At 56.9% G+C, this 19,242-nt stretch carries 16 protein-coding genes and 1 pseudogene; 16 read left to right on the top strand and 1 reads right to left on the bottom strand.

Annotated features, from left to right (window positions below; genetic code table 11):
* Positions 1–16: 16 nt before the first annotated feature.
* The 14 genes from traQ to C2U43_RS25995 all read left to right on the top strand — a co-directional run bounded on the left by traQ (position 17) and on the right by C2U43_RS25995 (position 17,617).
* The gene (gene traQ / locus C2U43_RS26060) at positions 17–265 is read left to right on the top strand and encodes a type-F conjugative transfer system pilin chaperone TraQ (RefSeq protein WP_008324126.1); all 249 of its coding nucleotides are present in this window, start codon (positions 17–19) and stop codon (positions 263–265) included.
* Positions 255–809 carry a type-F conjugative transfer system pilin assembly thiol-disulfide isomerase TrbB gene (trbB, locus tag C2U43_RS26055; protein ID WP_008324125.1) on the top strand — a complete coding sequence of 185 codons (555 nt, stop codon included), beginning with the start codon at positions 255–257 and terminating at the stop codon, positions 807–809. The genes traQ and trbB overlap by 11 nt, the downstream gene beginning before the upstream one ends.
* A complete protein-coding gene (locus C2U43_RS26050) occupies positions 802–1,230 on the top strand; it encodes a hypothetical protein (protein WP_008324122.1) in 429 nt (142 codons plus the stop codon). Before trbB ends, C2U43_RS26050 begins: the two co-directional genes overlap by 8 nt.
* Positions 1,217–2,587 (top strand): conjugal transfer pilus assembly protein TraH, encoded by a 1,371-nt coding sequence (gene traH / locus C2U43_RS26045; RefSeq protein ID WP_016247527.1) that lies wholly within the window; start codon positions 1,217–1,219, stop codon positions 2,585–2,587. Before C2U43_RS26050 ends, traH begins: the two co-directional genes overlap by 14 nt.
* Positions 2,587–5,409 carry a conjugal transfer mating-pair stabilization protein TraG gene (traG, locus tag C2U43_RS26040; protein ID WP_008324119.1) on the top strand — a complete coding sequence of 941 codons (2,823 nt, stop codon included), beginning with the start codon at positions 2,587–2,589 and terminating at the stop codon, positions 5,407–5,409. Before traH ends, traG begins: the two co-directional genes overlap by 1 nt.
* Positions 5,410–5,430: 21 nt before the next feature.
* Entirely contained in the window at positions 5,431–5,862 is a 432-nt protein-coding gene (locus C2U43_RS26035) for an entry exclusion protein (protein ID WP_008324118.1), read from the top strand.
* 74 nt (positions 5,863–5,936) lie between these two features.
* The gene (locus C2U43_RS26030) at positions 5,937–6,440 is read left to right on the top strand and encodes a tetratricopeptide repeat protein (protein WP_227522316.1); all 504 of its coding nucleotides are present in this window, start codon (positions 5,937–5,939) and stop codon (positions 6,438–6,440) included.
* Between the two features lie 303 nt (positions 6,441–6,743).
* Positions 6,744–8,945: a type IV conjugative transfer system coupling protein TraD gene (gene traD / locus C2U43_RS26025; protein ID WP_023307203.1), complete on the top strand. Its 2,202-nt coding sequence runs from the start codon at positions 6,744–6,746 to the stop codon at positions 8,943–8,945.
* Positions 8,945–14,185 carry a conjugative transfer relaxase/helicase TraI gene (traI, locus tag C2U43_RS26020; RefSeq protein WP_022652257.1) on the top strand — a complete coding sequence of 1,747 codons (5,241 nt, stop codon included), beginning with the start codon at positions 8,945–8,947 and terminating at the stop codon, positions 14,183–14,185. The genes traD and traI overlap by 1 nt, the downstream gene beginning before the upstream one ends.
* 1 nt (position 14,186) lies before the next feature.
* Complete coding sequence (gene traX / locus C2U43_RS26015; protein ID WP_008324912.1) at positions 14,187–14,924, top strand: type-F conjugative transfer system pilin acetylase TraX; 738 nt, start codon at positions 14,187–14,189, stop codon at positions 14,922–14,924.
* A gap of 66 nt (positions 14,925–14,990) precedes the next feature.
* On the top strand, positions 14,991–15,710 hold the full coding sequence (locus tag C2U43_RS26010; protein WP_022652258.1) for a fertility inhibition protein FinO: 720 nt from the start codon (positions 14,991–14,993) through the stop codon (positions 15,708–15,710).
* Positions 15,703–16,494, top strand: a complete 792-nt coding sequence (locus C2U43_RS26005) for a DsbA family protein (RefSeq protein WP_008324924.1) — start codon at positions 15,703–15,705, stop codon at positions 16,492–16,494. The genes C2U43_RS26010 and C2U43_RS26005 overlap by 8 nt, the downstream gene beginning before the upstream one ends.
* 147 nt (positions 16,495–16,641) lie before the next feature.
* Positions 16,642–17,187 (top strand): phospholipase D family nuclease, encoded by a 546-nt coding sequence (locus C2U43_RS26000; protein WP_008324931.1) that lies wholly within the window; start codon positions 16,642–16,644, stop codon positions 17,185–17,187.
* 151 nt (positions 17,188–17,338) lie between these two features.
* Entirely contained in the window at positions 17,339–17,617 is a 279-nt protein-coding gene (locus C2U43_RS25995; RefSeq protein ID WP_008324932.1) for a replication regulatory protein RepA, read from the top strand.
* Between the two features lie 35 nt (positions 17,618–17,652).
* Here C2U43_RS25995 and C2U43_RS30270 read toward each other — a convergent pair.
* Positions 17,653–17,756 (bottom strand): annotated as a pseudogene (locus C2U43_RS30270) (replication protein RepA).
* Between the two features lie 79 nt (positions 17,757–17,835).
* On the opposite strand from C2U43_RS30270, the gene tap reads away from it, so the two are divergent.
* Positions 17,836–17,913, top strand: a complete 78-nt coding sequence (tap, locus tag C2U43_RS30265; protein ID WP_011201829.1) for a RepA leader peptide Tap — start codon at positions 17,836–17,838, stop codon at positions 17,911–17,913.
* The gene (gene repA / locus C2U43_RS25980) at positions 17,894–18,769 is read left to right on the top strand and encodes an incFII family plasmid replication initiator RepA (RefSeq protein ID WP_085952537.1); all 876 of its coding nucleotides are present in this window, start codon (positions 17,894–17,896) and stop codon (positions 18,767–18,769) included. The genes tap and repA overlap by 20 nt, the downstream gene beginning before the upstream one ends.
* Positions 18,770–19,242: the final 473 nt, after the last annotated feature.

Genomic DNA, 19,242 nt, shown 5'->3' with positions numbered 1-19,242 from the left:
TACAGGAAGAGTTCGCATGCGCAAATTCCGTTTTCGCCTGCCTGAGTTCGACGTGCCCGGATTATGGGTGCTGAGCCTCGGGATATGGTTTCACATTGTTTCCCGCCTGGTCCGGCGCGAGCCGGAGATGGCCATTCTTCTGGCGCAGATAATCGGCGTATCGATGGCGCTCTGGGGGGGCTACCGCATCATCAACCGCTGGATTGATGCCGCCCGTGAGGCCGAAAAGGCCCGTGATGCCGGAGGATGCCGACATGAACCTTAGACATACCGTGTTTACCGTGGCGCTCATGTCCCTCTGCCTGGCCACACAGGCTTCCACAATGGACGAGATCAAATCGTTATGGCATCCACAGGGGGCGCGAACGTCGGGATCTCTGCCAACATCCCCGGAAGACCCTGAAGTTAAGCCACTTCCGGCGAAGCCGCCGGTCTGGTACCGCCTCAGCAACGGCCGCCAGATCAATCTGGCCGACTGGAAGGTCGTGCTGTTTATGCAGGGACACTGCCCGTACTGCCACCAGTTTGATCCGGTCCTGAAGTCGCTGTCGGCACGGGTGGGGTTTGGGGTGATGGCCTACACCATCGACGGTCAGGGGGATGCGTCCTTTCCCGATGCGTTGCCCGCGCCGCCGGAGGTGATGAAAACCTTTTTCCCTAACCTGCCCGTGGCCACGCCAACCACCTTTCTCGTCAACGTAAACACCCTTGAAGCCCTGCCCCTGCTGCAGGGCGCGACCGACGAACAGGGCTTTATGGCCCGCATGGATACGGTCCTTCAGATGCGTGGAGTGGGTAACAATGGCTGATCAGAACAATGCAGAGGAACACGACATGATGACCTCCGGAATGCTTCAGAGAGCTACGACGCCAGAGTTAATCGCGCTCAGGGCACGGAAAGAGGACGCACGGTTCGGCGTTTATGCTGAGTGGGCGGGCATTTTGCTCATTGCCGGCGTGCTGTCGCGCGTCTTTATGACATACGTTTTCAATGCCTGCGTCGGCGACTGGCTCAGGGACGGTCACCTGCAGCTGAAAGATTTGTGGAACGTGTTGATGTACGCCATTCCACTGATATTTATCGCGCTGAGCGGCGGGCTTGCCGTTGCAGGTGGCGTTTATGCAATCCTGAACTCGCTTTATACGAAAGGGCAAATGTTCATACTAAAACGAAAAATGGGAAAACTCGCCCTGCAGGCGAGTCGGGAGGGTGCCGATGTTCGTCCGTAAACCTCTCTCCATACTGTGTGGCCTCCTTCTTGCGTGTTCAGCGAGCGTGAGTGCCGACGTGAACAGTGACATGAACACCTTCTTTAATAAGCTGGGCTTTGCGTCCAACACCAGCCAGCCACAGGTCTGGCAGGGCCAGGCCGCGGGCTACGCCACGGGCGGCTCACTCTACGCGCGCACGCAGGTGAAAACCGTCCAGCTTATCTCCATGACGCTGCCCGACATCAACGCCGGCTGCGGCGGCATCGATGCCTATCTGGGCTCCTTCAGCTTTATTAACAGCGATCAGTTGCAGCGTTTCGCCAAGCAGATTATGTCCAATGCGGCCGGATACTTCTTCGATCTGGCGCTGCAGACCACGGTACCGGAAATCAAGACCGCTAAAGACTTCCTGCAGAAGATGGCCAGCGACATTAACAGCATGAACCTCAGCTCCTGCCAGGCGGCGCAGGGGATTGTCGGCGGTCTGTTTCCGCGCACTCAGGTCTCCCAGCAGAAGGTCTGCCAGGACATTGCCGGTGAGAGCAACATGTTTGCCGACTGGGCGGCATCCCGCCAGGGCTGCACGGTGGGGGGAAGCATGGATAAGGTCCGTGATAAGGCCAGTGATAAGGATAAAGAGCGCATAACGAAGAATATCAATGTCATCTGGAATGCGCTCGGAAAGAACCGCATGTTTGACGGGAATAAAGAGCTTAAGGAGTTCATCATGACCCTGACCGGAACAATGGTCTTTGATGAGAAGGGTAATATAACCCCGCTTCCGGCAAGAACGACCGATCGCGACCTTATTCGGGCCATGATGGAGGGGGGGACTGCACGGGTGTATCACTGTAATGACAGCGATAAATGTCTGAAGGTGGTTGCCGATGCTAATGTCACGATCAGCCAGAAAAATGCACTGAAAAATCAGATAAAAGACATCCTTTCCAGCATTCAGAATAAAGCCGTTGCCGATCTAAAGTTAACCGAGAAAGAGAAGGGATTTATCACAAGTACTACCATCCCGGTCTTCAAGTACCTGGTTGATCCACAGATGCTGGGGGTTTCTAACAGCCTCGTTTATCAGCTAACCGATTACATCGGCTACGACATTCTTCTCCAGTACATCCAGGAGCTGGTCCAGCAGGCCCGTGCAATGGTGGCAACGGGAAACTATGACCAGGCGGTTATCGACAGCATCAATAATAACCTCAACGAAGCCACGCGGCAGATAGCCTCCTTCCAGGCACAGGTGCAGGTACAGCAGGATGCGCTTTTGGTTGTTGACCGCCAGATGAGCTACATGCGCCAGCAGGTCTCGGCACGCATGCTGCAGCGCTACCAGAACAACTATCACTTCGGGGGGGCGCGCTGATGCAGGAAATCTATGTCATCGCGGGCGGCGACTGGCTGACGCAGACGCTGAATGCCATCGTCACGTTCATGTCGACGGAGAACTGGGTTGTTATTCGGCGTATTGCGACGGCTTTCTCTGTGCTGGTTGTAGCCATTTCGTGGATACGACGGCACAACATCATGGATATGCTGGGCTGGGCAGGCGTCATTGTGCTGATGTCGCTGCTGGTCAGTGTTCGCACCTCCGTACAAATAATCGATATCAGTAATCAGACAAAGGTCTATAAAGTCGATAACGTGCCCGTCGGGCTGGCACTGCCTGCATCGCTGACCACCAAAATCGGATATGCCCTTGTTCAGGGGTATGAAATGGTCTTTTCACAGCCCGACAGCATCACCTACAGCAAAACCGGCATGATATTTGGGGCGAATCTGGTTTCACGCAGTACGGACTTTTTATCACAGAACCCAGAGATAACTACGATATTCACGGACTATGTGCAGAACTGCGTGATGGGCGATATTTTCCTGAACGGAAAATATACCATGGAAGATCTAATGAACAGTGCAGACCCGTATACGCTGATTTTCTCAAAGCCGAGTCCGCTGAGGGGGGTATTCAACAACAATAATCAGTTTTTAACCTGTGAAGAAGCCGCTGCGGTAATTAAGCCAAAGCTTGCCCTGGATACTCAGACCGGAGGAAAAACATGGAGTTACTACGTGCGTCAGCTTTTTGGCGGACGTCCGAATCCTGACATTTTGTTCAGCCAGATGATCGGGGACAGCTATAACTATTTCTATGGTGCTGGTCAGAGCGCCGCGTCGATTGTCCGTCAGAATGTGACGATGAACGCTTTGCGAAATGGCATCATGAGCTATGCAGCCCGCAACGGTGACACCTCAAGCCTGCTGAATATCGCCACTACGTCATCGATGGAGAAGCAGCGGCTGGCGCATGCGACGGTCGGTCAGGTGGCATTACGCTCACTACCTATGTCTCAGACGTTGATTGTCGGTCTGACCATCGGAATATTCCCCCTGATGGTGCTGGGCGGGATGTTTAACGCCGTCACCCTTAATGTGCTGAAGGGGTACGTGCTGGCTATCATGTGGGTGCAGAGCTGGCCACTGCTTTACGCCATCCTCAACAGCTGCATGACCTTCTATGCGAAGGCCAACGGTTCACCAGTGGTTCTCTCGGAGTTGTCACAGGTGCAGATAAAATACTCAGACCTCGCTACCACGGCAGGCTATCTGTCGATGCTTATCCCGCCACTGGCATGGGGAATGCTGAAGGGACTGGGGGCGGGGTTCTCAAATCTCTACAGCCATCTGGCCTCTTCCGCTATCAGCCCTGCAGCCACTGCTGCCTCTGGTGCTGTTGATGGTAACTACTCTTACGCTAACATGCAGACAGAAAATGTGAGTGGTTTTAACTGGAATACCAATAGCTCAACAGTATTTGGACAAATGAGCCAACAGTTGGCTAACGGAGCCAGTTCGACGCAAATGCGTGATGGTAGTGTAGTGACAGATTCCAGTGGTGCTACGTCACGTATTCCTATGAGTATCAACATGACTCGTCAGATTGCAACCGCACAGCAGGCAATGGCCCGCGAGGCACAAACCCAGTCAGAGAGTGCATTGCATGGATATAACAGTAGTTTGAGTAGCGCATGGAATACGCTTAGTCAGTTTGGCTCAAACCGTGGTAGCAGTAATTCAATGACCAGTGGCGCAGACAGCACTATGAGTGCTCAGGATTCTATGATGGCCAGCAGGATGCGCAGCGCAGTAGAAAGCTATGCGAAAGGGCATAATATTAGTAATGAACAGGCCACTCAAGAGTTAGCGTCAAGGAGCACCAGAGCGTCACTCGGATTGTATGGTGATGCACATGCTAAAGGAAGTATGGGGCTGAATGTGCTGGGTACCGGAGGAGGGGTAGGGTTTCAGGCAGGAGTTAAGGCGGGAGTTGATTTTTCCGATGACGATATGCACCAAGCAACAAATAGCTCTCGAGCTAGCCATGATGCTCGACATGATATGGATGCTAAAGCAACCCAGGACTTTAAGGAGGCGAGTGATTACTTTACTAGCCGTAAAGTCAGTGAATCTGGGAGCCATACGGACAATAATGCGGCTTCCCGAGCAGATCAACTTTCGGCATCGTTGAACTCAGCAAAACAGAGCTATGATCAGTACACCACAAGTCAGGCTCGTAGCCATGAATATGCTGAAATGGCGTCTCGTACAGAAAGTATGAGTGGTCAAATGAGCGAGGATCTAAATCAGCAGTTTGCCCAGTATGTCCGTAAACATGCACCTCAAGATGCAGATACATTGCTTACTAATACCAGCTCAGCAGAAATCGCAGGAAAACGTCGGGAACTGGCTTGGGGATTTGTTCAGGAGCAGGTACAACCGAGCGTTGATGCATCATATTCAGCAGCTAAAGGAAATGTTGGCCATGGTATGGGGGCCATTTCTGGTGGCGGTGGAAATAGCGATGTTAGTGCCGATCACCAGTCTCATCAGGCTACTATCGAACAACGTACACAGGACAGCGGAATTCAGAATAATGTAAAAGACCAAGTTGATAATATGCTCACAACATCGAGAGAGAATATAGCCGATACTAAAGGAGGAATACGCGATGAAGAAGGCAGCATAAATAAACAGTATTCTGATCTGCAAAAACATCATAATTCAGAGCAATCTTCGCAAATGAATACGTATAATAAGGAAAAGGAGTCTCAAGAACGAGTGCCGGGGGCTGACAGTCCTGAAGAACTGATGAAGAAGGCAAAAAAATATCAAGATAAACATAAGCAGTAACAGGATGCCAGAGAGGGTGCGATGAGAAATCTGCTTCAGATATTCATGGTAGTGTTGTTTCAGTCTATTGCTTGTTATCTGGCTGGATGGTTAGTTACGGAGGTGGTATTCATTGGTGCAACTGTGCTCTTATGGCAAGGATTGTTCATCTATTTGTTTTATAAAATATCTAAGAATAAAGGCAGTGTTGAACCCTACACATACAACAGGGTAGTTTGGTATGTGATAATGCCTATATGTTCACTGGCTCCTCCTCTTGTTACTTTTTTTGTATTCATTGTGGGTACATTGATGGATTTATATAAGGTTAGCGGGTGTATAAGCATCAAAGAGTGGCTTGAAAAAAACAAGGTAGATGGCGCCCACTCTATAAATAATGACTTTGAATCCGTGGACTTTGATAATGTTAATTATAATCCGGAAAGTAATTATCCAATGGGTTGGAAGCGTTAGATTGAGTTGTAGGATTTCATAGTCAGTTTCATGGTTGTGTATGGATATAATATTTAGTTTTATGGAGGTAAACAATGCGAGTGTTCTATGGGATGTTGGGAGTTTTTGTTTTCCTGTCGTGTACCTTGAGTGTAAGGGCTAGCGACGACTACTACACTAACTTAAAAAAAGATGCGAATTCTGGAAACGCATTAGCTCAATATAAGCTAGGTGCAATGTATTTGGTCGTATCTGGTGATTATAAAAAAGCTTTTTATTGGACTAATAAGTCGGCGATTCAGGGTAATTCAGATGCCCAAAATAACCTAGGTCTGCTCTATTATTATGGGCAAGGTGTTGATAAAAATATAAAAAAAGCAGGCTATTGGTGGGGGAAGGCAGCAGATGCAGGGAATGCATCTGCTCAGAATGACTTGGCAATGCTTTATAAAAATGGATTATTGAAAGATGCCCGTTGTGATAAAATAATGGATTTGCTTAACTCCTCAGCTCAAAAAGATTTTGAGTTGGCATATTTGAATATTGGAAACCTGTATTCTACAGGTGGTGTGTTAATAGGGATATGCACGAGGCGGTGATCTGGTGGGAGAAAGCATCCATTAAAAATAACGGACAGGCTGAGTTTAATTTGGCAGGGGCTTATATGAGAGGTGATGGTGTATTTCCAGGTTCTGGAATGGCAGATATCTATTTGAAAAAATCATGCTCACATGGATATGCAGGAGCGTGTGATTTACTTAAAAAATAACATTCATTATTAATAATCTCCCCGCCTTTAGTTAAATGATGTCATCCTAGTGTTTTGTAACGGATGACATTAAATCAATTGCTTTCTGAAATCATGGTCGCTATACATATAGACCAACCTCTATGAGGCTAATATGAGTTTTAATGCTAAGGATATGACCCAGGGCGGTCAGATCGCGAGCATGCGTATCCGTATGTTCAGTCAAATTGCCAATATCATCGTGTACTGTCTCGTCATTCTCTTCGGCATCATTGTCGCGATTACGCTGTCGGTTAAACTGACCTGGCAGACGTTCGTGAACGGCATGGTTTATTACTGGTGTCAGACGCTGGCCCCCATGCGCGATATTTTTAAATCCCAGCCTGTCTATACCATCCGTTATTACGGCCATGAGCTGAAGTACAACGCGCAGCAAATACTGCAGGACAAATATATCCAGTGGTGCGCCGACCAGGTCTGGACGGCCTTTATTCTTGCTGCCATCATCGCGGCCGTGGTGTGCGTTATTACCTTCTTTGTCACCACCTGGATTCTGGGCCATCAGGGTAAGCAGCAGAGTGAGGACGAGATAACGGGAGGGCGCCAGCTGACTGACGACCCGAAAGCGGTGGCGAAAATGCTCAGGCGCGACGGTCTCGCATCCGACATCAAAATCGGTGAGCTGCCGCTTATTAAGGACTCGGAGATCCAGAACTTCTGTCTGCACGGTACCGTCGGGGCCGGTAAATCAGAAGTTATCCGCCGTCTGATGAACTACGCCCGCCAGCGTGGCGATATGGTCATCGTGTATGACCGCTCCTGTGAGTTCGTCAAAAGCTACTATGATCCGGCCACAGATAAAATCCTTAACCCGCTGGATGCGCGCTGCGCTGCATGGGACCTGTGGCGGGAGTGCCTGACGCAGCCTGACTTCGACAACGTTTCCAACACGCTTATTCCTATGGGCACGAAGGAAGACCCCTTCTGGCAGGGGTCGGGACGTACCATCTTTGCCGAAGCCGCATATCTGATGCGCAACGACAAGGACCGCAGCTACAGCAAGCTGGTCGACACGCTGCTTTCCATCAAGATTGAGAAGCTGCGCTCGTACCTGAAAAACTCCCCGGCGGCGAACCTGGTGGAAGAGAAAATCGAGAAAACGGCCATCTCCATCCGCGCCGTGCTGACCAACTACGTCAAGGCTATCCGCTACCTGCAGGGCATCGAAAATAACGGCGAGTCATTCACCATACGCGACTGGATGCGCGGCGTTCGTGAGGATGGTAAAAACGGCTGGCTGTTTATCTCCTCCAATGCTGACACCCACGCTTCCCTCAAGCCGGTTATCTCCATGTGGTTGTCCATCGCCATTCGCGGGCTGCTGGCGATGGGGGAAAACCGTAACCGCCGCGTGTGGATCTTCGCCGACGAGCTGCCTACCCTGCACAAGCTGCCGGACCTGGTTGAGATCCTGCCGGAGGCGCGTAAGTTTGGCGGCTGCTACGTCATTGGCATTCAGTCCTACGCCCAGCTGGAAGATATTTACGGGCAGAAGCCGGCGGAAACGCTGTTCGACGTGCTGAACACCCGTGCCTTCTTCCGCTCGCCGTCGCGCAATATCGCCGAGTTCGCCGCTGGCGAAATCGGTGAAAAAGAAATCCTCAAGGCGTCCGAGCAGTATTCCTACGGTGTGGACCCGGTACGCGACGGTACCTCGGTCGGCAAGGACATGGAGCGCGTCACCCTGGTGAGTTACTCCGACGTCCAGACGTTGCCGGATCTCTCCTGCTACGTCACGCTTCCCGGACCTTATCCTGCCGTGAAAATGGCGCTGAAGTATCAGCAGCGTCCAAAGGTGGCACCGGAATTCATTCCGCGCACCATCGACGGGAAAGCGGAGGAACGCCTGAATGCCGCGCTGGCTGCACGTGAACATGAATCCCGCAGCATCGCCATGCTCTTTGAACCGGATGCCGATGTTGTCGCGCCAGAGGGCGGTGCGGAGAATGTTGGTCAGCCACAGCAGCCACAGCAGCCACAGCAGCCACAGCAGCCACAGCAGCCACAGCAGCCACAGCAACTGACGCCCGCGCCCCGCGCTGCAGACGCGGCATCCGTAGCAGGTGCGGCAGGCGCCGGCGGTGTGGAGCCTGAGCTGAAGACAAAGGCGGAAGAGGCAGAGCAGCTGCCGCCCGGCATCAGTGAAAGCGGTGAAGTAGTGGATATGGCGGCATGGGAGGCGTGGCAGGCGGAGCAGGACGAACTGTCTCCTCAGGAGAGGCAGCGTCGTGAAGAAGTGAACATCAACGTTCACCGGGCGCCTGAAAAGGATCTTGAGCCGGGAGGATACATCTGATGATGAGCATCGGATCGGTAAAATCCGCCGGCAGCGCGGGCAATTATTACACCGACAAGGACAACTACTACGTTATCGGTAGTATGGGCGAGCGCTGGGCCGGAAAAGGGGCTGAAGCGCTGGGGCTCAGCGGCGGGGTGGACCAGAAGGTCTTTACGAAGGTTCTGGAGGGACGCCTGCCGGACGGCAGCGACCTCAGCCGGACTCAGGACGGGGCGAACAAACACCGTCCGGGCTACGACTTCACCTTCTCTGCGCCCAAAAGTGTCTCCGTGATGGCCATGCTGGGAGGCGACAAGCGTCTTATTGAGGCACACAACCGCGCGGTGGAGACCGCCATTAAGCAGATAGAGGCAATGGCCTCCACGCGGGTTATGACGGAGGGCAGGAGCGAGACGCAGCTGACCGGCAACCTGGTGATGGCGCTGTTTAACCACGATACCAGCCGCGACCAGGAGCCGCAGCTGCACACCCACGCGGTGGTGGCCAATGCCACTCAGCATGGCGATGAGTGGCGAACGCTCAGCAGCGACAAAGTGGGTAAAACCGGGTTTATTGAGAATATCTACGCCAACCAGATTGCCTTTGGCCGCCTGTATCGTGCCGCGCTGAAGGATGACGTCGCGGCGATGGGCTATGAGACTGAGACGGTCGGCAAACACGGCATGTGGGAGCTGAAGGGCGTACCGACGGAGCCGTATTCCAGCCGCAGCAGGACCATCAGCGAGGCGGTCGGGGATGACGCGTCCCTGAAGTCCCGCGACGTGGCGGCGCTCGATACCCGCCAGTCGAAGCAGAAGGTTGACCCCGAACAGCGCATGGCCGAGTGGATGCATACCCTGAAAGAGACGGGGTTTGACATTAAAGCCTACCGTGAGGCGGCAGACCTGCGGGTTGTGCAGGGGAATATTCCCGCAACGACGCCTGAAGCCATTGATATTAACAGCAGCGTCGGGCAGGCCATCGCGATGCTGAGCGACCGGCGGGCGCGGTTCACGTATTCCGAACTGCTGGCCACCACCCTCGGGCAGCTGCCCGCGCGGTCGGGCATGGTGGAGATGGCGCGTGACGGCATCGATGCGGCGATAAAAAATGAGCAGCTCATCCCGCTGGATAAAGAGAAGGGGCTGTTTACCTCGAACATCCACGTGCTGGATGAGCTGTCGGTGTCGGCGATGACCCGCGATTTACAGCGGACGGGGCAGGCCGACATTTTTCCGGATAAAAGCGTGCCCCGCAGCCGGTCATACAGCGATGCCGTGAGTGTCCTGGCCCAGGACCGTCCGCCGGTGGCGATCATTTCGGGTCAGGGCGGGGCGGCCGGCCAGCGTGAGCGCGTGGCGGAGCTGACGATGATGGCGCGCGAACAGGGGCGTGACGTGCAGATTATCGCCGCCGACAGGCGTTCGCGCAGCGCCCTTATGCAGGATGAGCGCCTCAGCGGCGAGCATATCACCGACAGGCGGGGGCTGACGGAGGGCATGGCCTTTACGCCCGGCAGCACGCTGATTGTGGACCAGGGGGAGAAGCTGACCCTGAAAGAAACGCTCACGCTGCTCGACGGTGCGCTGCGCCATAACGTCCAGCTGCTGATTGCCGACAGCGGCCAGCGCACCGGGACCGGCAGCGCCCTCACCGTCATGAAGGAAGCGGGAGTGAGCACGCTCGCGTGGCAGGGCGGTGAGAAGACGCAGGTCTCGGTTATCAGCGAGCCTGACCGGCGGCAGCGGTATGACCGCCTGGCCGCTGACTTTGCCCGAAGCGTCCGCGCAGGTGAACACAGCGTGGCGCAGGTCACCGGTCCGCGCGAGCAGGCGGTGCTCGCAGGCGTAGTCCGCGAGGCGCTTAAGGCGGAAAAGGTGCTGGGCGAGCGGGAGGTCAGTATCACCACGCTGGAGCCGGTCTGGCTCGACAGCCGCCATCAGCAGGTGCGCGACCACTACCGGGAGGGGATGGTCATGGAGCGCTGGAATGCCGAAGAGCGCAGCCGGGAACGCTTTGTCATTGACCGCGTGACGGGCCGCAACAACAGCCTGACGCTGCGCAACGCCCAGGGTGAGACGCGGGTGACCCGCCTGTCTGAACTCAACAGCAGCTGGTCGCTGTACCGCACCGGCACGCTGCAGGTGGCCGAAGGCGACCGTCTGGCAGTGCTGGGTCAGGCGCAGGGGACGCGGCTCAGGGGAGGCGATACGGTGACCGTTAAGGCGCTCGGGGAGGCGGGGCTCGTCGTCAGCCTGCCGGGGCGTAAGGCGGACGTGGTCCTGCCCGCCGGCGACAGCCCGTTTACCGCCGCGAAGGTGGTTCAAGGCTGGGTGGAGTCGCCGGGCCGCTCGGTGAGCGACAGCGCCACGGTTTTTGCCTCGCTGTCGCAGCGCGAGCTGGATAACACCACGCTGAACAAACTGGCGCTCAGCGGCCGGGCGGTGCGGCTCTATTCCGCGCAGACGGCGCAGAAAACGACGGAGAAGCTGTCGCGTCAGTCTGCCTGGAGCGTCGTGTCCGAACAGATTAAGGATGCGGCGGGGCATGACAGGCTCGATGATGCCCTGGCGCACCAGAAGGCCGGTCTGCACACGCCGGAGCAGCAGGCTATCCATCTGGCCATTCCGGTGCTGGAGGGGAACGGCCTGGCGTTCACGAAGCCGCAACTGATGGCCGCCGCGAAAGAATTTGAGCAGGACAGCCTCAGCCTGCAGGCCATCGAAAAGGAAGCGGACCGTCAGGTGCGCAGCGGCGACCTGCTGTCGGTGCCGGTATCGCCGGGAAACGGCCTGCAGCTGCTGGTCTCACGCCAGTCGTACAACGCTGAAAAAAGCATTATCCGCCACGTCCTTGAGGGAAAGGAGGCCGTCACCCCGCTGATGGATAAGGTTCCGGACGCGCAGCTGGCGGGCCTGACCGACGGGCAGCGGAACGCCACGCGCATGATACTTGAATCCCCCGACCGCTTTACCCTGGTGCAGGGCTACGCCGGGGTGGGTAAAACCACCCAGTTCCGGGCAGTCATGTCGGCCATCGGCACGCTGCCGGAACGGGAGCAGCCGCGCGTTATCGGCGTGGCCCCCACCCACCGGGCGGTGAGCGAGATGCGCGATGCGGGCGTGCCTGAAACGCAGACGCTGGCGGCCTTTATTCACGACACGCAGCAGCAGCTGCGCGGCGGCGAACGAACGGACTTCAGCAACGTGCTGTTTCTCGTGGATGAAAGCTCAATGGTCGGTAACGCCGACATGGCGAAGGCGTACAGCCTGATTGCCGGGGGCGGGGGGCGCGCGGTCTCCAGCGGGGATACCGACCAGCTGCAGTCCATTGCCCCGGGCCAGCCCTTCCGCCTGCTGCAGAAGCGCAGCGCCATTGACGTGGCGGTGATGCAGGAGATCGTCCGCCAGACGCCGGAACTAAAACCTGCCGTCTACAGCCTGATTAGCCGCGATATCGGCAGCGCCCTGACGACCATTGAGAGCGTGGTGCCGGCACAGGTGCCGCGCAGGGCGGATGCCTGGCAGCCGGACAGCTCCGTCATGGAGTTCAGCCGCGAACGGGAGGAGGCCATTGCGAAAGCCGTGGCGGCCGGCGACCTGATGCCCGGCGGGCAGCCCGCGACGCTGCTGGAGGCCATCGTGAAGGACTACACGGGGCGCACGTCAGAGGCGCAGGCGCAGACCATCGTTATCACCGCCCTGAACGCCGACCGCCGCCAGGTGAACGCCATGATTCATGACGCCCGTCAGGGTGCCGGCGAGGTGGGCGAAAAAGAGGTCACGCTGCCGGTTCTCACGCCTGCCAATATCCGCGACGGGGAGCTGCGGCGCATGGCAACGTGGGAGGCATCCCGCGACAGCCTGGTTCTGCTGGACAGCACCTATTACAGCATTGAGGCGCTGGACGGGGAGGCGCACCTGGTGATGCTGAAGGATGCGCAGGGCAACACCCGCAGCCTGTCGCCCGCGCAGGCGGCGACAGAGGGCGTCACGCTCTACCGTCAGGACACCATTACCGTGTCGGAAGGCGACCGGATGCGCTTTTCGAAAAGCGACAACGAGCGGGGCTTCGTGGCCAACAGCGTCTGGTCGGTCAGTGAGATAAAAGGTGACAGCGTCACGCTGTCGGACGGGAAACAGACCCGTACGCTCACGCCGTCAGCCGAGCAGGCAGAGCAGCACATCGACCTGGCCTATGCCGTCACCGTTGAAGGCTCACAGGGTGCGAGCGAGCCCTTCTCCATCTCCCTGCAGGGTACGGACGGCGGACGTAAGCGGATGGTGAGCTTCGAGTCAGCCTACGTGGCGCTGAGCCGCATGAAGCAGCACGCGCAGGTCTATACCGACAACCGGGATAAGTGGGTGGCCGCGATGGAAAAATCGCAGGCGAAAAGTACGGCGCATGACATTCTGGAGCCGCGCGGCGACCGCGCCGTCGCGAATGCCGCCCGCCTGACGGCGACGGCAAAAGCGCTGGGTGAGGTGCCTGCCGGTCGCGCCGCGCTGCGCCAGGCCGGGCTGCAGCCCGAGGGCTCGATGGCGAAATATATCTCGCCGGGGCGTAAATACCCGCAGCCGCACGTGGCGCTCCCGGCCTTCGACCGCAACGGCAGGAAGGCGGGCGTCTGGCTGAGCGCCCTGACGTCCGGAGACGGGCAGCTTAAGGGGCTCGCTGGTGAAGGCCGGGTGATGGGCAGCGGGGACGCGGCGTTTGCGGGTCTGCAGGCCAGCCGTAACGGCGAGTCGCTGCTGGCGCGGGATATGGAAGAGGGCGTGCGGCTCGCGAGGGAGAATCCGCAGAGCGGCGTGGTGGTGCGGCTCGAAGGCGAGGCGCGACCGTGGAACCCCGGCGCCATTACCGGCGGTCGGGTCTGGGCCGACGGCCTGCCCGATGCCACTGGTACGCAGCCCGCAGAAACGGTGCCGCCGGAGGTGCTGGCACAGCAGGCCCGGGAGGCTGAGGTGCAGCGGGAGCTGGATAAGCGTGCCGAAGAGGCGGTCCGCGAGATGGCCCGCAGCGGCGACAGGCCGGCCGGAGGGGCTGACGTCGCCGTCCGGGATGTGGTGCGGGATATGGATCGGATAAAAGAAACGCCGGCATCTCCCCTCACGCTGCCGGATGCGCCGGAAGAACGCCGCCGGGATGAGGCGGTGTCTCAGGTGGTGCGCGAGAGCGTGCAGCGGGACCGCCTGCAGCAGATGGAGCGCGAAACGGTGCGAGACCTTGAGCGTGAAAAGACCCTGGGAGGCGACTGATATGCGCGCTGAAAACCATCCGCTCTTCCCCCTTGTGGTGGTGGCCGACTGCTGGCTGCAGCGTCTGCTTGTGTGGACGCCGGGCCAGACCGACCTTATCAAAACCGTGGCGCTGCTGCTGATGGTGGCCGACCACATCAGCATGCTGTGCGGACTGGATAATGACTGGCTGCGTCTTGCCGGTCGGGGAGCGTTTCCGCTCTTTGGCCTGGTCTGGGCCATGAACCTCGCCCGCCATCCGCAGATTCAGCAGCGCGCCCTGAACCGGCTCTGGATATGGGCCGGGGTGGCGCAGGGCGGCTGGATACTGGCCGGGCTGCGCCCGGACCTGGGCAATATTCTGTTTGCCTTTGCGGTCAGCGGACAGGCACTGGCGATGATGCAGCGGCACGGGCCGCGCACGTGGCCGCTCTCCCTGATGCTGGTTCTGGCCTGGCTGCCGTTTTCGGCGGGAAGCTACGGGCTGGCGGGGGTAGTGATGCTGATGCTGGCCTGCGGCGTATGTATGACGGGCCGGCGCACCACGCGCACGGGGCTGGCGCTGTGTCTGGCACTGGCGATACTCGCGCTGAATGCCGCGGACAGCCCCGCCTTTGCCATCGCGGGTCTGGTAATACCCGGCGTTACCCTGACGGTGCTGAGCCGGACCTGTTGCCGCGTGCCGAGGTTCTGGCCGCGCGAATTTTTCCCGCTGTTCTACGCGGTGCACCTTGCCGTCATCGGACTGATGGTGATGTGATATCTGCCGTGTCAGAATAGGGTCAGTCAGGGGAGTATACGTGAAACAGATTTATCCGGAGGCAGGATGACAGAGCAGGGGCGCCCCACGCTGACGCTGCGCCGCAAAGCGGAGCCAGAAGGTCAGCGTGCCGTAAGCAACAGTGAACCGGACGGTGCGGGTCCGGGCCGGGTCACGCGTAAAAAGACCGTGGTGGTGAACACGACGCCTGCCTGGAAGGTCAGGAAGCAGGCGGTGGATGAGAGCGCGAAAAAGGCGCAGGCGGACGAGAAGGCCGCCAGAAAAGCAGAGAAAGCCCGGCAGTGGGCTGAGCGACAGGCCCAGGAGAGGGAGGCCATGCGGGCGGCCAGGCGCAAACCTGCCCCGGAACCGGTGTACCGGAAGGTCATGCCGCTTGCGGACGCGCTCGCGCTCCTGAAGCGTTGCTGGCCAGCCCTGGTGACGGACGGCCAGCCGCAGCTCCTGGCGGTCAACATCCGGGAGGCAATGGTCAATGACATTCGCCGGCGCGGGCTGGAGATTTCCGTGAAGACGCTGAAACGCTGCCTTGCCGCCGTCACCCGCTCGGATGCGTATCTGGGCGCCATGACGGTGGGCGCGTGGCGTAAAAACCTTGCCGGTGAACCGGTCGCAGCGGTGAGTGCGGAGGAGGCGACGTATGCCGTGGAGCGCAGGGCTCAGGAGCACGCTAAACGACAGCGCAGGGCGGTTAGAAGCGTCGCCACCCGTGCACGGAACGAACTGATAACAACCGAGAAGAGAAAAACACAGGATGAACATGAATAAAACCCTTTCAGTCATGCTTGCCGCAGGCCTTCTGGTCTCCGGCGTGGCGGGGGCAGCAGAGAAACCTGCCGTTGCCTTTACCCCGGAACAGGAAGCCCGCATTGGTGAAATCGCGAAAGACTACCTGCTGGCTCATCCGGAAGTGCTGGTTGAGGTCAGCCAGAAGCTGCAGGCCCAACAGCAGGAGAAGCAGCAGCAGGCGATGACGGCCGCCGTGGTTCAGAATCAGGCAGCGCTGCTGAACGATAAAGGCACACCATCATATGGTCCTGCTGATGCGAAAGTGACGGTCGTTGAATTCTTTGATTACCAGTGCATCTACTGTGCCCGCCTGGCGCCGGAACTGGAGAAGGTAATAAAAGCTAACCCGGACGTGCGCTTTGTGTTCAAGGAATTCCCGATATTTGGCCAGCGCTGGCCGGCGTCGCTCAGTGCGGCGAAAACCGGGCTTCAGATCTGGAAGCAGAAGGGGGCCGATGCTTACCTTAACTATCACAACGCGATTTACGCTACCGCCCACAACGAGGGTAAGCTGACCGATGCTGATATCAGCGCGGCCGCAAAAGCCGTGAAGTTCGATGCGAAAACAGCCCCAGATGTTCAGGGGACCCTGGATGGCATAAACACACTTGCGCAGCAGCTGGGCTTCAGCGGTACCCCGGCCCTGGTGGTTCTCCCGTCAGCCGGCGCCAGTGCTGATAACGTGACGGTTATTCCGGGATACACCAGCGCGGAGGCCCTGCAGCAGGCCATCAGTCATGCTGCCGGTGATACCAAAAAATAATCAGGCGTCCGCCAACTGATACCGCTAAAAGAGACTGACGCCTTCGCCGTGCTCAGTTGTCCAACCCCGGAGAAGGGTAAAAGCAAGTTTTCCCCGTCTCCGGCGTTTCTGGTTAACACATCCGAACAGTATTTCTGAGGTTATTTAATGCGTAAGTTCACCTTTCGCCAGCTGGCCGTGTCCGGTCTGGTATGTCTTTCGCTGAGCTGTATTCAGCCCGCAGCAGCGGCATCCTCCGTTCAGGTCGGCTTTTCACCTGAAGGCAGCGCGTTGCAGCTGGTCCTTAAGACGATTGAGTCAGCACAGCAGGAAATTCGGCTGATGGGCTACTCATTTACGTCTCCGGAGGTGGTTAGTGCGCTTGTCAGGGCAAAACGTCGTGGTGTGGATGTGAAGATAGTGCTTGATGAAAAGGGCAACCGGAGCAAAGCCAGCCAGGCGGCGATGAACATCGTGGTGAACGCGGGAATTCCGCTGCGCACCAACGGTCGCTACGCCATCATGCATGACAAAGTCATTATTGTTGATAATCATACAGTTGAGGCTGGTAGCTTTAACTACACTCGCTCTGCTGCATCGCGGAATAGCGAGAATGTGCTGGTTATTAATGAGGTGCCGGAAGTGGCACAAACCTACCTTCAGCACTGGCAGTCGCGCTGGGACGGAGGAACGGACTGGCATTCTTCATACTAAGTCGCATCGTCATTTGATCCGCAATCTACATCTATCCTGGTGAACCATGCGCCAACATGGCTCACACCTTCGCGTAAAGTTAAGTCGCTGATTTCAGATATCTGTAGTATTCTCTGCAAACGATCCAAGTTTGATCCTTGAGGAGGCAGAGATGTCGCAGATCGAAAATGCAGTAACTTCCTCATCGAAAGAAAAGCGTTCTTACCGAAAAGGTAAGCCGATGTCGGCGAGTGAAAGACAGCTTGCCGCGATTGCGCGTAAACGTGAAACACATAAAGAAGTGAAGGTTTTTGTTAAAAATCCTCTTAAAGATTGGATGATTACGATCTGTGAAGAGGAAGGGCTCACTCAAGCTCAGTTTATTGAGACCTTACTCGAACGTGAACTTTCTGAACGCGGCGTTCTCGATGTAAAGACTTCACATTCTTGAACGTTTTCTCATTGGATGCTAGATTACTGATCGTTTTAGTGAATTCTTGGTTGGCCACGCCATAAGGTGGCAGGGAACTGGTTCTGATGAGGTGTCTACCCGGGACCAGAAAAGCAAAAACCCCGATAATCTTCACCAGGTTTGGCGACTAAGAGAAGATTAACGGGGCCTACTTAAACTGTATAGAAGCTGTTGCTCTATGCAGGGAGTATAGTTTTATGCTCAGAAAACTGCAATACCCGTTTCTGTGCCATTTACTCCTTCCGTGCAACATAAGTGCGGGAAGGTGTGACTGACGCCCAGACCCTGTTCTCCCATTACCGTCAGGTCAAAAACCCGAACCCGGCATTCACGCCGCGTGAAGGCAAAAAGACACTGCCGTTCTGTCGTAAGCTGATGGCGAAAGCCGAAGGCTTCACGTCCCGTTTTGACTTTTCCATCCATGTGGCGTTCTTACGCTCGCTGGGTAAACGTCACCGGATGCCGCCACTGTTGCGCCGCCGGGCCATCGATGCCCTGCTCCAGGGGCTGTGTTTCCACTATGACCCGCTGGCCAACCGCGTTCAGCGCTCCATCACCAATCTGGCCATCGAGTGCGGTCTCGCCACCGAGTCGAAAAGCGGTAATCTGTCCATCACCCGCGCCACGCGGGCGCTGACGTTTATGGCGGAGCTGGGGCTGATTACCTATCAGACCGAGTATGACCCGCAGATTGGCTGCAATATCCCGACCGATACCACCTTCACGCCGGCACTGTTCTCCGCGCTCGACGTCTCTGACGTGGCCGTTGTGGCCGCGAGGCGCAGCCGTGTGGAATGGGAGAATCAGCAGCGTAAGAAGCAGAACCTGAAGCCGCTGGAGATGGACGAGCTGATAGCGAAGGCCTGGCGGTTTGTGCGCGAACGGTTCCGCAGCTACCAGTCCGAACGTAAACAGCATGGCCTGAAGCGCGCCCGCGCCCGACGTGACGCGGACAGAGCCCGTAAGGACATTGTGACGCTGGTGAAACAGCAGCTGACGCGTGACTACGCCAAAGGGCGTTTCGTCGGCGACAGGGATGCTCTCCAGCGTGAGCTGGAGCGGCGCGTGAAAGAGCGCATGCTGATGTCGCGTGGTAACAACTACACGCGGCTGGCCACCGTCCCCATATAACCCTTCCTGTGTGAAAAATCCGGCTGGCGCCGGAGGGTTTCGCACGTCTGCAGTCCATCGTTGACGGTTTTCTGCACGAAATGACGGCCGTCCTTCCTGACATTCACCCCATTCCGCCATCAGAATGGCCAGAAATTGCATCAGAGTGGCCACATCTCGTCGCCAGATTCAGTTACCCACAAATAACTGCAAGGGACCTTTCCATAAGGTTACAACCGTTATGCTTACAGAGCGCCAGCCGACCTGATTTCAAAGTGCGTGGCTTCCTTTAAAAACCTGCTCTGTACTTCTTTTAAATATCTTTTATTTCATTCATATAAATATATAACCTGTTCGTCGCCTGACCTGTGGACAGGCTCCTGAAAATGCCCGCCCTTGCAGCGGACTCACGTCCGCGCCGGTTCGGCAACTGCCTAAAGTAGCTCCCATCGCTACGCGACGGGCCCCGGCACGGCACATATAGTTACAACATT

Origin of the sequence: Citrobacter freundii complex sp. CFNIH9 (assembly GCF_002903305.1) — a bacterium.
Taxonomy (GTDB): domain Bacteria; phylum Pseudomonadota; class Gammaproteobacteria; order Enterobacterales; family Enterobacteriaceae; genus Citrobacter; species Citrobacter portucalensis.
The sequence above is the reverse complement of the archived record's forward strand: the minus strand, read 5'-3'. Positions and strand labels throughout refer to the sequence as shown.